Below are 12275 nucleotides of genomic sequence, written 5' to 3'. Positions count from 1 at the left end.
GTTCGAGTGGGCGCGGGAGATCAGTTCTTGCGCGTGGCGGTCAGCGCGATCTGCACGCCGACATTGAACCCCACCGTCGCCTCGTCGGGATAGCTTGCCCCCATGCCGAAGGCGCGCCGGTCGAGCGTGGTCTCGCCGGTCATCGTCGCGGTGTCGCCGGCGATTGCCAGGGTGAAGGGCAGCACCACCGGCACCTCGGTGCCGCGCAGGGTGAGCGTGCCGGTCGCGGTATGGGCCGTGCCCTCGGTGCGGGTGATCGCGGCGGTGAAGGTGGCGGTCGGATGGGCGGCAGTGTCGAAGAAATCGGCGCCCTTCGCCTGATCGCTGACCGAGCCGAGCACCAGCGCGGTGGTGTCGATCGTCACGGTGACGGTGCCGGTGCCGGTCGCCTCGTCATAGGCGATGTCGGCGGTCCAGGTCGGCAGGCTGCCGCTGACCTCGGCGCCCATCTGCTTCACGGTGAAGCCCAGCGTGCCCTGCGTCACCTGCCAGTTGCCGGCAGTGCTGGCGGCCGGCGTCGCGGCGGGGGCAGGCGCGGTCGTGGCGACTTCGGCGGGGGCGGCGCCGTCCTCAGCCGGCGGCGGCACCAGCAGCGCAACCGAGATCACCGCGGCCCAGACCACGATGGCGAGCAGCGGTGCAAGCGCCGAATGATCGGCCACACCCGGGCCCGCCGCGGTGCCGCGCGTCATCCGCGCGAGCGTCGCATCGCGGTCGATCACCACATGCTTCAGCGCGCCGAGGATATGCAGCGCAACCGCGGCATAGAGCACCAGCGCCGAGAGCTTGTGCACGCCCTCGGCGGCATGGGCGACGGCATCCGACTGCGGCACGAAGGGCAGGGTCTGGCCGAAGGGCCACAGGATCGGCGCAAAGCCCGCCTGCGCGGCATGGCTGATCCAGCCCGAGGCCGGCATCACCAGCATCGCGCCGTAAAGCGCCCAGTGCACCAGTTCGGCGCCGAAGGTCTCGAGCCGGCGCTCGGGGTGCAGCGGCGTGGGGCGGGGCTGCACCAGCGCCCACAGGATGCGGGCGAGCGCGGTGAAGAAGGCCGCGACGCCGATCGTCTTGTGCGCGGAATAGAGCGTCTTCAGCGTGTCGATCGTCTCGGCGCTGCGCGGCAGGCTTTCGCCATAGAGGCCGAGCGCGACGGCGCTGAGGATCAGCAGCGCGACGAGCCAGTGGAAGGCGCGGGCAGGCGTGCCGTAGGACGTGGGGGTATTGGAAAGCATCGAAGGCCTCGGGCCGTTGTTCGGGAGGGGCGCAGGATAGCCGCTTGCGCGGCCACCGGCCACGCGGGTGGGTGCACAGCGGGTGTGCGCAGGAGTTGCCCCGGCGGCAGGGCCGGGCTAGAGGTGGACAAATTCGGATACGGAGGATGGCATGAGCCGAGCATTTGTTTTCCCGGGGCAGGGCGCGCAGGCGATCGGCATGGGGCGGGCGCTGGCCGAGGCATGGCCGGCGGCGGCCGCGGTCTTCGAGGAGGTCGACGCGGCGCTTGGCGAGAAGCTGAGCGCGCTGATCTGGGAGGGCGACATCGAGACGCTGACGCTGACCGCGAATGCGCAGCCGGCGCTGATGGCGACCTCGATGGCGGCGCTGCGCGCGCTCGAGGCCGAGGGCTTCGCGGTGACCGATGCGGCCTTTGTCGCGGGTCACAGCCTCGGCGAATATTCGGCGCTCTGCGCGGCGGGCAGCCTGAGCATCACCGACACGGCGAAGCTGCTGCGGGTGCGCGGCGAGGCGATGCAATCGGCGGTGCCGGTGGGTGTCGGCGCGATGGCGGCGCTCCTCGGCCTTGACTTCGAGACCGCGACGGCGGTCGCCGCCGAGGCGGCGCAGGGCGAGGTCTGTCAGGCCGCGAACGACAACGACCCGGCGCAGGTCGTGGTTTCGGGTGCGAAGGCCGCGGTCGAGCGCGCGGTCGAGATCGCCAAGGCGAAGGGCGCGAAGCGGGCGCTGATGCTGCCGGTCTCCGCCCCCTTCCATTGCGCGCTGATGCAGCCCGCGGCCGAGCGCATGGCCGAGGCGCTTGCGGGCGTCGCGATCCAGGCGCCCGTGGTGCCGGTCGTCGCGAACGTGGTCGCCCATGCCGTCACCGACCCCGAGGAGATCCGCAGGCTTCTGGTGGCGCAGGTCACCGGTTCGGTGCGCTGGCGCGAGAGCGTGCAGTGGATGGTCGGTCAGGGCGTGACCGAGTTCTGGGAGATCGGCGCGGGCAAGGCGCTGTCGGGGATGATCAAGCGCATCGCCAAGGAGACGACCCAGGCGGCCGTGGGCACGCCCGAGGACATCGCCAAGCTGAAGGGCTGAGCCCGGCGACAGCAACATGAAGAAGGGGCGGGAGACCGCCCCTTCTTCATGTCCGCCGACAGGATGCGCGGACGCGTTCCCGGCGCCGTGGCGCTTCGCGGGCGTGGGGCGGGGTCTCTTCCCTGGGATGGGCCCATTCGCGCAGCACTGCGGCGCACAGGATGGTCAGCACGAGGAGGGTGAGCAGCGCGAGGCCGCCGCCGAAGCTGAGAATGCTGTCGTAAATCGAGCTGCCCGCCGGTTCGGTGCGGGCGGTCGGAGTAATGAAATTCATGGATCTGCCACTTTGTGAAATCAGTGCCGTCGTGTTCAATGTCGCGACAGTTGCAACCAAAGGCGGCATCATTATGGCCGCGATTGCGGCCGTGCTGCGGCGGATGCGACGGCTGGCGGGGCGGGCGGAACGCTGCTAAGGAGACGCGACGGCAATCCGAGGGGAAAGCGATGTTTGATCTGACGGGGAAATCGGCGCTGGTGACGGGCGCTTCGGGCGGCATTGGCGGGGCGATCGCGAAGGCGCTGCATGGCGCGGGGGCGAAGGTCGCGCTGTCGGGGACGCGGGTCGAACCGCTCGAGGCGCTGGCCGCCGAGCTGGGCGAGGGCGCCTATGTCTGCCCGGCGAACCTCTCTGACGCGGACTCGGTCGAGGCGCTGCCGAAGGCGGCGGTGGCGGCCATGGGCTCGCTCGATATCCTGGTGAACAACGCCGGCATCACCCGCGACAACCTGTTCATGCGGATGTCGGACGAGGAATGGCAGTCGGTGCTCGACGTCAACCTGACCTCGGCCTTCCGGCTGATGCGCGGCAGCCTGCGCGGCATGATGAAGGCCCGCTGGGGCCGGATCGTCTCGGTCTCGTCGATCGTCGGCGCGACCGGCAACCCCGGGCAGGGCAACTATGCCGCCGCCAAGGCCGGCCTTGTCGGCATGTCGAAGAGCCTCGCCTATGAGGTCGCGAGCCGCGGCATCACGGTGAACTGCGTCGCCCCGGGCTTCATCGCGACGGCGATGACCGACAAGCTGAACGACGAGCAGAAGGGCAAGATTCTGGGCCAGATCCCGGCCGGCCGCATGGGCTCTGCCGAGGAAATCGCCGCGGCGGTGCTTTATCTGGCAAGTCCGGAAGCGGGCTATGTCACCGGCGCCACGCTGCACGTCAACGGCGGCATGGCGATGATCTGACGCGCCGCCCGCGCTTGCGAAACGGCTTGCCTTGAGGCATGACTGTGCTATAGGCGCGGGGGAACAGGTCAGGGCCTTTGCCCTGGGCTTTCAGCCCCCGGCCGGGGGCGCCAAGCCGCTCTTGCGAGCACGGAATACGGGACGGGCCAAGGCCCTCAAACTGAGGAAAAGACATGAGCGACATCGCTGATCGCGTGAAGAAGATCGTCGTGGAACACCTGGGCGTCGAAGAGGACAAGGTCACCGAGACCGCCTCGTTCATCGACGATCTGGGCGCTGACAGCCTCGACACCGTCGAGCTGGTGATGGCCTTCGAGGAAGAGTTCGGCATCGAGATCCCGGACGACGCCGCGGAAACGATCCAGACCTTTGGCGACGCGGTGAAATTCATCTCGGAAGCCGTCTGATCCTTCCGGTCAGACTTTCCTGAGCGGCGCCCCTTGCGGGCGCCGTTTTTCGTTTCCGGAGGGGGAATGCGGGTCTTCGTCGCGATCATGCTGCCCGAAGAGGTGGCGGCGCGCCTTGGCGCGCTGCAAGACGAGCTCGGCTGCGGCCGGCCCGTCGCCGAGGAGAACCTGCACCTGACGCTCGCCTTCGCGGGCGAGATCGACGGCCGCGAGGCGGCCGAGCTGGATGCGGCGCTCGAGACGATCCGGCTGCCGGGGTTCTTGCTCGCCCCGGCCGGGATCAGCGTTTTCGGCCCGGCCGAGCGGCCCGAGGCGGTGGTCGTGGGGCTGCGCCCCGAGCCCGGGCTTGACGCGCTGGTGCGCGCGGTTGCGGGCGCGGCGCGGGCGGCGGGGCTGGTGCTGCCGCGGCGGCGGTTCCGCGCGCATGTGACGCTTTCGCGCTTCGGGCGCGATTTCGGTGCGCTTGACGCCGGCCGGCTGGGCCGCTTCCTGCAGGCGCGGGGCGATCTGGTGCTCAATCCTTTCGAGGTGACGGGCTTTTCGATGATCCGTTCGCACCTGCGCGCCGAGGGGCCGATCTACGAGGAACTGGCGGCCTATCCGCTCGATTTCCCGGGGGCTTTGCCGCAGCGCGGCGGTGCTTGACGTTGCGCCGTTCCGCCGGCCCGTGTATCAGGGCCCGAACGAGCAATACTCTGAGAGGTCGAGCATGCGTCGCGTTGTCGTCACGGGTCTGGGTATGGTCACGCCGCTGGCCTGCGGGGTCGAAGAGACCTGGTCGCGGCTGATTGCCGGACAATCTGGGGCCGGGCCGATCACCCGTTTCGACGCGAGCGGTGTGACGACGAAATACGCCTGCGAGATTCCGCGCGGCGACGGCACCAACGGCACGTTCAATCCCGACGACTGGATGGCGCCGAAGGATCAGCGCAAGGTCGACGAGTTCATCCTTTACGCGATGGCCGCGGCCGATCAGGCGGTGAAGGATGCCGGCTGGCAGCCCGAGGACGAGGAAAGCCGCGAACGCACCGGCGTGATGATCGGCTCGGGCATCGGCGGGCTGTCGACGATTGCCGAGACCGCGGTGCTGATCAAGGAGAAGGGCGCGAAGCGGGTGAGCCCGTTCTTCATTCCCGCCTCGCTGATCAACCTCGCCTCGGGGCAGGTCTCGATCCGCTATGGTTTCAAGGGGCCGAACCATTCGGTGGTGACGGCCTGCGCGACCGGCGCCCATGCGATCGGCGATGCGGCGCGGCTGATCATGCTCGGCGATGCCGACGTGATGGTTGCGGGTGGCGCGGAAAGCCCGATCTCGGAGATCGGCATCGCCGGCTTCAACGCCTGCAAGGCGCTGTCGACCGCGGCCGAGGACCCGGTGAAGGCCTCGCGCCCCTGGGATACGGACCGCGACGGCTTCGTCATGGGCGAGGGCGCGGGCGTCGTCGTGCTGGAGGAATACGAGCACGCCAAGGCGCGCGGCGCGAAGATCTATGCCGAGGTGCTGGGCTATGGCCTGTCGGGCGATGCCTATCACATCACCGCGCCGGCCTCGGACGGCGACGGCGGCTTCCGTGCGATGAAGGCCGCGGTGGCGCGGGCTGGGATCTCGCCCGGGGATATCGACTACATCAACGCGCATGGCACCTCGACCATGGCCGACACGATCGAGCTGGGCGCGGTCGAGCGCTTCCTCGGCAATGCCGCGGCGACGGCGACGATGAGCTCGACCAAATCGGCGATCGGCCACCTTCTGGGCGCGGCCGGCGCGGTCGAGGCGATCTTCTGCATCCTGGCGATCCGCGACCAGGTGGCGCCGCCGACGCTGAACCTTGATAACCCGGCCGCCGAGGCGACGATCGACCTGGCGCCGAAGGTGGCGGTGAAGCGCAAGATCGACGTGGCGCTGTCGAACAGCTTCGGCTTTGGCGGCACCAACGCGAGCCTCATCGTCGGCAAGGTTCGCGCCTGATGTGGCGGCATGTCGTCTCGAACTTCCTGACGGTGCTGATCGTGCTGCTGGTGGCGCTTGGCGGCCTCGTCGCCTGGGCGCAGAAGCAGTACGAGGCGCCGGGGCCGCTGGCCCAGGCGGTCTGCCTGAAGGTCGAGCCGGGCGCGAGCTTTGCGCGGGTGTCGGAAGACCTGAGGGCGAAGGGCGCGATCTCGTCGGCCTATATCTTCCGTGCCGGGGCGGATTACGCGAAGAAGAGCGGCGATCTGAAGTTCGGCTCCTACCTGATCGAACCGGGCGCGACGATGCGGAGCATCGTCGAGCAGGTGACCTCGGGCGGGCCGTCGACCTGTGGCACCGAGCTGAACTATCGCGTCGGGGTGACCGGGCAGCAGATGATCCTGCGCGAGCTTGACCCGGCGACGGGCGATTATGTCGAGCAGGCGAAGTTCGACCCGAAGACCGAGACCGCGCCCGAAGGCTTTGCCGAGGCCGCGGGCAAGGCCGATGTGCGGCTGCGGGTGACCGTGGCCGAGGGCGCGACCAGCTGGCAGATCGTCGAGGCGCTGAAATCGGCCGATTTCCTGCAGGGCGAGATCAAGGCGGTGCCGGCCGAGGGCAGCCTTGCGCCCGAAAGCTATGACCTGAAGCGCGGCTCGGACCGTGGGGCGCTGATCGCCGAGATGGAAAAGCGCCAGGCCGCCATTCTGGCCGCGGCCTGGGAGGGGCGTGCCTCGGGCCTGCCCTATTCGACCCCCGAGGAGGCGCTGGTGATGGCCTCGCTCGTCGAGAAGGAGACGGGCATCGCCGAAGAGCGCACGCGCGTGGCGAGCGTCTTCGTCAACCGCATCGAGCAGGGGATGAAGCTGCAGACCGACCCGGCGGTGATCTATGGTGTGACCAAGGGCCAGGGCGTTCTGGGCCGGGGGCTGCGGCAAAGCGAGCTGCGCCGCGAGACGCCCTACAACACCTATGTCGTGGCGGGCCTGCCGCCGACGCCGATCTGCAACCCCGGTCGCGCGGCGATCGAGGCGGCGCTGCATCCCGATTCGACGCCCTATCTGTTCTTCGTGGCCGATGGCAGCGGCGGGCATGTGTTTGCCGAGACGCTCGAGGAGCACAACCGCAATGTCGCGAAGTGGCGTGCGCTGGAAAAGGCGGCGCCGGCGGACAGCACAAATAACTGATCTTTCAGCGAAACCCTCGGTGCTTCCGGGGGTTTCCTTTTGCCTGCCGGGCACAACCCTGGATTTAGCGATTGACTTTGCGAACGCTCTAAGGTAGAGATTTGTCATGCTAGGAGAAGTGGGCAAGCGCCGCGGGAAACCGTCGGCGCTTTTTCATTTCGCTCGTGCGGATCAGGCATGAGAGGCGGGTTCACGACAGATGGAAATGACCTTCTCGGGAGGGGCTCCGCCGGCAGTGGATCTGCTGACGGAGACCGAGCTTCTGTATCGGGAAATTGCCGGGGAACTGGCGCTGGCGATGCGAGGGGTTCGCCAGGGGGATCTGAAGGAGGCGAAGGTCGCCGCGCAGGCGGTGAAGGACCTTCGGGCCGCCTTCCAGATGGTGATGGATGAAAGGACACGCGTTGAAAAACTCCGCAAGCAGGTTGCCGGGGTCGTCGGAACCGGCGAGCTCAACTTCGACGCCGCCCGCGCTGAGATCGGGCGCCGCCTGGCTCGCCTCCGCGACGCCGGAACAGGTGGATGAGTTCCTGTCGGGGCTGGGCGACGGCGCGTTGCTGGCGCTGCCCTGGATCTTCGAGTTCTGGGCGCTGCCGCATCAGCTGCCGCCGGCGGGGGCCTGGAAGAGCTGGGTGATCATGGGCGGGCGCGGCGCGGGCAAGACGCGGGCGGGGGCCGAATGGGTGCGCGCGCAGGTCGAGGGGGCGGGACCCGCGGACCCCGGTCGGGCCGCGCGGGTGGCGCTGGTGGGTGAGACCTTCGATCAGGTGCGCGACGTGATGATCTTCGGCGAGAGCGGCATCCTGGCCTGTTCGCCGCCCGACCGGCGGCCCGAGTGGGAGGCGGGGCGGCGTCGGCTGGTCTGGCCGAACGGCGCGACCGCGCAGGCGTTTTCGGCGTATGAGCCCGAGGCGCTGCGCGGGCCGCAGTTCGATGCCGCCTGGGCCGACGAGCTGGCAAAATGGAAGAAGGCCGAGGAGACCTGGGACATGCTGCAATTCGCGCTGCGGCTTGGCGATCATCCGCAGCAGGTCATCACCACCACGCCGCGCAACGTGGGCGTGCTGAAGGCGATCCTGCACAACCCCTCGACCGTCGTCACCCATGCCCCGACCGAGGCGAACCGGGCCTATCTGGCCGCCTCCTTCCTCGAGGAGGTGCGAGGGCGCTATGCCGGCACGCGGCTTGGCCGGCAGGAACTCGACGGCGTGCTGCTTGACGATGTCGAGGGCGCGCTGTGGAGCACCGCCGCGCTCGAGGCGGCGCGGGTCGAGGCGGCGCCGGCGCTCGACCGCATCGTCGTCGCCGTCGATCCTGCGGTGACGGCGGGGGCGGGCGCGGACGAATGCGGGATCATCGTCGCGGGCGTCGTCAGCACGGGACCGGCGCAGGACTGGCGCGCCTATGTGCTCGAGGATTGCACGGCGCGCGGGCGGCCGACCGACTGGGCGCGGGCGGCGATCGCGGCGATGGAGAAATGGGGCGCCGAGCGGTTGGTGGCCGAGGTGAACCAGGGCGGCGATCTGGTCGAGAGCGTGCTTCGGCAGATCGACCCGCTGGTGCCGTTCAAGGCGCTGCGCGCGGCACGCGGCAAGGCGGCGCGGGCCGAGCCGGTCGCGGCGCTCTACGAGCAGGGCCGGGTCAAGCACCTGCGCGCCGGCCGGCTGGGCGCGCTCGAGGATCAGCTGTGCCGGATGACGGTGCAGGGCTATCAGGGCCGCGGTTCGCCCGACCGGGCGGATGCGCTGGTCTGGGCGCTGACCGAGCTCATCATCGAGCCCTCGCTGCAGTGGCGACGCCCGCAGGTGCGGGGGCTCTGACCCCTCTTTCTCCTTGCGGAAAATACCTCACGGGGGTGCGGGGGTGTGAAACCCCCGCCGCCGCCATCGACAGAAGCCGCACAGAAACCGTTCAGGGGCCGGGGGCATTCCCGGCCCCTTTTCCGACCGTGCCCGGGGCCCGGGCCCATACGAAGACGAGGAGAACCGGATGGGGATCAACTTCTTTCGCCGACAGGGGCCGGAGGTGGCGCCCGAGCGCAAGGCCTCGGTCACCGGGCGGATCGCGGCAATGGCGACGGGGGCCGGCCGGCCGGTCTGGGGGCCGCGCGACACGAGCTCGCTCACCCGGCTTGGCTTTCTGGGCAACCCGGTCGGGTTTCGCTCGGTGCGGCTGATCGCCGAGGCGGCGGCGGCGGTGCCGCTGATCTGCCAGGACGCCGAGCGGCGCTATGACGTGCATCCGGTGCTCGACCTGCTGCGGCGCCCGAATGCGGGCCAGGGGCGGGCGGAGCTCTTCGAGGCGCTGTTCGGCCAGCTGCTGCTGAGCGGCAACGGCTATCTCGAGGCGGTGGTGCCGGACCCGGGCCTGCCGCGCGAATTGCATGTGCTGCGCGCCGACCGGATGTCGGTGGTGCCCGGGGCGGATGGCTGGCCGGTGGCCTATGACTATGCCGTGGGCGGGCGCCGGCACCGCTTCGACATGACCGGCCATCCCGATCCGATCTGCCACATCCGCAGCTTTCATCCGCAGGACGACCATTACGGGCTGAGCCCGCTGCAGGCGGCGGCAGTGGCGATCGAGGTGCACAACGCCGCCTCCGGCTGGTCGAAGGCGCTTCTGGACAATGCCGCGCGGCCCTCGGGGGCGATCGTCTATCGCGGCGCGGACGGTCAGGGGATGCTGGCGCCCGAGCAATATGACCGGCTGGTCTTCGAGATGGAGACGCATCACCAGGGCGCGCGCAACGCCGGCCGGCCGATGCTGCTCGAGGGCGGGCTCGACTGGAAGCCGATGGGGTTTTCGCCCTCGGACATGGAATTCCACGAGACGAAGGCCGCGGCGGCGCGCGAGATCGCGGTGGCCTTCGGGGTGCCGCCGATGCTGCTGGGTATCCCCGGCGACGCGACCTATGCGAATTACGCCGAGGCGAACCGGGCCTTTTACCGGCTGACGGTGCTGCCGCTGGCGACGCGGGTCGCGGCGGCGGTGGCGTGGTGGCTGTCGGGGTTTCTGGGCAGCACGATCGAGCTGCGCCCCGATCTCGACCAGGTGCCGGCGCTCGCGGCCGAGCGCGATGCCCAGTGGAAACGGATCGGCGAGGCGAGCTTCCTCACCGATGCCGAGAAGCGCGCCGCGCTTGGCCTGCCGCCGCTGGCGGAGGGCTGAGATGGCGACGGGCGGGTCGCGTTTCCTGAAAGAGCCCTTCGAGGTCCACGAGCAGCGCTTCGAAGCGACCGAGCGGATCATGGAGCTGCAGTTCGCCCAGGTCGAACGACGGCTCGAGAAGATCGAGGCGATGATCCTCGGGCTCGAGAAACGGCTGTGGATGACCGTCTATGGCGTCGTCGCGGTGATCCTGACGCAGGCGGTGCAGGGCCTTTTGCAATACGCACCGAGATGAGGATGTCGACATGAATTCAACGGATTGCGGTCTTGAGCTGAAGTTCTGCGCGAGCGGGCAGGCGGTGACGGTGCGGGATGGCACCGCGATCGAGGGCTATGCGAGCCTCTTCGGTCTGCCCGATCAGGGCGGCGACGTCGTGGCGCCCGGTGCCTATGCCCGCTCGCTTGCCGCGCTGAAGGCGCGGGGCGGCACGGTGAAGATGCTCTGGCAGCACGATCCGGGCCAGCCGATCGGCGTGTGGGAGGAGATCTTCGAGGATGCGCGCGGGCTTTACGTCAAGGGGCGGCTGCTGCCCGACGTCGCGAAGGCGCGCGAGGCGGCGGCGCTGATCGGCGCGGGGGCGATCGACGGGCTGTCGATCGGCTATCGCACGGTGCGCGCGGCGAAGGACGCGAAGGGCCAGCGGCTGCTGGCCGATCTGGAGCTGTGGGAGGTGTCGCTTGTCACCTTCCCGATGCTTCGCGAGGCGCGGGTGGCGGCGAAGGGCGACAGCCCCGAGGCCGCGATCTGGCGCGACCTGGCCGAGGCGCTGGATGGCGCTGCGGCCGAGCTGGCCCGGCGCTGAGCCGGCGCCATCGCAAGAGAGGTGCAAGGATGACGACCGAGTTCAAGGCCCGGTCCGGGGCGGAGCCGTCCGCGGGGCCGGGTCCGGCGGACGGGGTGAAAACCGCGCTGGCCGGTTTCCTGAAAGAGATCAAGGCCTTTCAGGCGGAAGTGGAGACGAGGATGCAACAACAGGAAGAGCGTTTGACCATGCTGCAGAGCAAGACCTTCGCCGGGCGTCCCGCCCTTGCCGCCGCGGCCTTCGAGGAGGCGCCGCACCAGAAGGCCTTTGCGGCCTATCTGCGCTCGGGAGATGATGACGGGCTGCGCGCGCTGAGCCTCGAGGGCAAGGCGCTGAACACCGCGGTGGCCGCCGAGGGCGGGTATCTCGTCGATCCGCAGACCTCGGAGACGATCCGCGGCGTGCTGCGTGCGACGGCCTCGATTCGCCAGGTGGCGACGGTGGTCAATGTCGAGGCGACCTCCTACGACGTGCTGGTCGACCGCAGCGAGCTGGGCTCGGGCTGGGCGAGCGAGACCGCGACGCTGAGCGAAACCGCGACGCCGCAGATCGACCGGATCTCGATCCCGCTGCACGAGCTTGCCGCGATGCCGAAGGCGAGCCAGCGGCTGCTGGACGATGCCGCCTTCGACATCGAGACCTGGCTGGCCAACCGCATCGCCGACCGCTTCGCCCGTGCCGAAGCGGCGGCCTTCGTCTCGGGCAATGGCATCGACAAGCCGACCGGCTTCCTGACCCATTCCAAGGTGGCGAACGACGCCTGGGCTTGGGGCGCGCTTGGCTATGTCGCGACCGGGGCGAGTGGCGATTTCGCCGCGCTGAACGCCGCCGATGCGATCGTCGATCTGGTCTATGCGCTCGAGGCCGAATACCGGGCGAATGCGAGCTTCGTGATGAATTCGAAGACCGCCGGCGCGGTGCGCAAGATGAAGGACGCCGACGGGCGTTTTCTGTGGACCGACGGGCTGGCGGCGGGGGAACCCGCGCGGCTGATGGGCTATCCGGTGCTGGTGGCCGAGGACATGCCCGACATCGCCGCGGGCGCCTATGCGCTGGCGTTCGGTGATTTCGCCAGCGGCTACACCATTGCCGAACGGCCCGACCTGCGGGTGCTGCGCGATCCGTTCTCGGCCAAGCCGCATGTTCTTTTCTATGCCTCGAAGCGGGTCGGTGGCGATGTGAGCGACTTCGCCGCGATCAAGCTGCTGAAATTCGCCGTCTCGTGAGGGCGGTGAGGATGGCGGAGGCGGTGCCCTCCGCCTGAGCC

15 protein-coding genes are annotated in these 12275 nt (G+C 69.4%); 13 read left to right on the top strand and 2 right to left on the bottom strand.

Going from position 1 to position 12275, the window contains the following annotated elements; translation table 11 throughout:
• Positions 1–20: 20 nt before the first annotated feature.
• Positions 21–1232 (bottom strand): cytochrome b/b6 domain-containing protein, encoded by a 1212-nt coding sequence (locus AC0QTQ_RS11345; RefSeq protein WP_480256673.1) that lies wholly within the window; start codon positions 1230–1232, stop codon positions 21–23.
• Positions 1233–1383: 151 nt separating this feature from the next.
• Here AC0QTQ_RS11345 and fabD point away from each other — a divergent pair, with 151 nt between their 5' ends.
• Positions 1384–2313: an ACP S-malonyltransferase gene (gene fabD / locus AC0QTQ_RS11340; RefSeq protein ID WP_121534146.1), complete on the top strand. Its 930-nt coding sequence runs from the start codon at positions 1384–1386 to the stop codon at positions 2311–2313.
• A gap of 46 nt (positions 2314–2359) precedes the next feature.
• Here the strand turns inward: fabD and AC0QTQ_RS11335 are convergent, their stop codons facing one another.
• Positions 2360–2587 (bottom strand): hypothetical protein, encoded by a 228-nt coding sequence (locus AC0QTQ_RS11335; RefSeq protein ID WP_480256672.1) that lies wholly within the window; start codon positions 2585–2587, stop codon positions 2360–2362.
• Between AC0QTQ_RS11335 and AC0QTQ_RS11330 the strand changes: the two genes are divergently transcribed.
• The 12 genes from AC0QTQ_RS11330 to AC0QTQ_RS11275 all read left to right on the top strand — a co-directional run bounded on the left by AC0QTQ_RS11330 (position 2586) and on the right by AC0QTQ_RS11275 (position 12234).
• Complete coding sequence (locus AC0QTQ_RS11330; RefSeq protein ID WP_480256671.1) at positions 2586–2726, top strand: hypothetical protein; 141 nt, start codon at positions 2586–2588, stop codon at positions 2724–2726. The two genes, AC0QTQ_RS11335 and AC0QTQ_RS11330, sit on opposite strands and share 2 nt — an antisense overlap.
• A gap of 31 nt (positions 2727–2757) precedes the next feature.
• A complete protein-coding gene (fabG, locus tag AC0QTQ_RS11325; RefSeq protein ID WP_480256670.1) occupies positions 2758–3495 on the top strand; it encodes a 3-oxoacyl-[acyl-carrier-protein] reductase in 738 nt (245 codons plus the stop codon).
• Positions 3496–3668: 173 nt separating this feature from the next.
• Complete coding sequence (locus AC0QTQ_RS11320; protein WP_068765186.1) at positions 3669–3902, top strand: acyl carrier protein; 234 nt, start codon at positions 3669–3671, stop codon at positions 3900–3902.
• A 66-nt stretch (positions 3903–3968) separates the two neighbouring features.
• Entirely contained in the window at positions 3969–4547 is a 579-nt protein-coding gene (gene thpR, locus AC0QTQ_RS11315) for an RNA 2',3'-cyclic phosphodiesterase (RefSeq protein WP_480256669.1), read from the top strand.
• A gap of 64 nt (positions 4548–4611) precedes the next feature.
• Complete coding sequence (fabF, locus tag AC0QTQ_RS11310; protein ID WP_480256668.1) at positions 4612–5871, top strand: beta-ketoacyl-ACP synthase II; 1260 nt, start codon at positions 4612–4614, stop codon at positions 5869–5871.
• Positions 5871–7037, top strand: a complete 1167-nt coding sequence (gene mltG / locus AC0QTQ_RS11305; RefSeq protein WP_480256667.1) for an endolytic transglycosylase MltG — start codon at positions 5871–5873, stop codon at positions 7035–7037. Before fabF ends, mltG begins: the two co-directional genes overlap by 1 nt.
• A gap of 235 nt (positions 7038–7272) precedes the next feature.
• Positions 7273–7563, top strand: a complete 291-nt coding sequence (locus AC0QTQ_RS11300; RefSeq protein WP_480256666.1) for a hypothetical protein — start codon at positions 7273–7275, stop codon at positions 7561–7563.
• A complete protein-coding gene (locus tag AC0QTQ_RS11295; protein ID WP_480256665.1) occupies positions 7556–8857 on the top strand; it encodes a DNA-packaging protein in 1302 nt (433 codons plus the stop codon). Before AC0QTQ_RS11300 ends, AC0QTQ_RS11295 begins: the two co-directional genes overlap by 8 nt.
• Positions 8858–9026: 169 nt before the next feature.
• Complete coding sequence (locus AC0QTQ_RS11290) at positions 9027–10205, top strand: phage portal protein (protein ID WP_480256664.1); 1179 nt, start codon at positions 9027–9029, stop codon at positions 10203–10205.
• A 1-nt stretch (position 10206) separates the two neighbouring features.
• Positions 10207–10440 carry a GTA head formation protein, RCAP_rcc01685 family gene (locus AC0QTQ_RS11285; RefSeq protein ID WP_480256663.1) on the top strand — a complete coding sequence of 78 codons (234 nt, stop codon included), beginning with the start codon at positions 10207–10209 and terminating at the stop codon, positions 10438–10440.
• 10 nt (positions 10441–10450) lie between these two features.
• On the top strand, positions 10451–11008 hold the full coding sequence (locus AC0QTQ_RS11280) for an HK97 family phage prohead protease (protein WP_480256662.1): 558 nt from the start codon (positions 10451–10453) through the stop codon (positions 11006–11008).
• A 29-nt stretch (positions 11009–11037) separates the two neighbouring features.
• Positions 11038–12234: a phage major capsid protein gene (locus AC0QTQ_RS11275; protein ID WP_480256661.1), complete on the top strand. Its 1197-nt coding sequence runs from the start codon at positions 11038–11040 to the stop codon at positions 12232–12234.
• The last annotated feature ends 41 nt before the right edge of the window (positions 12235–12275 follow it).

It is taken from the genome of Paenirhodobacter sp. YD-8, from assembly GCF_056590935.1.
This window is presented reverse-complemented; position numbering and strand designations above follow the sequence as displayed.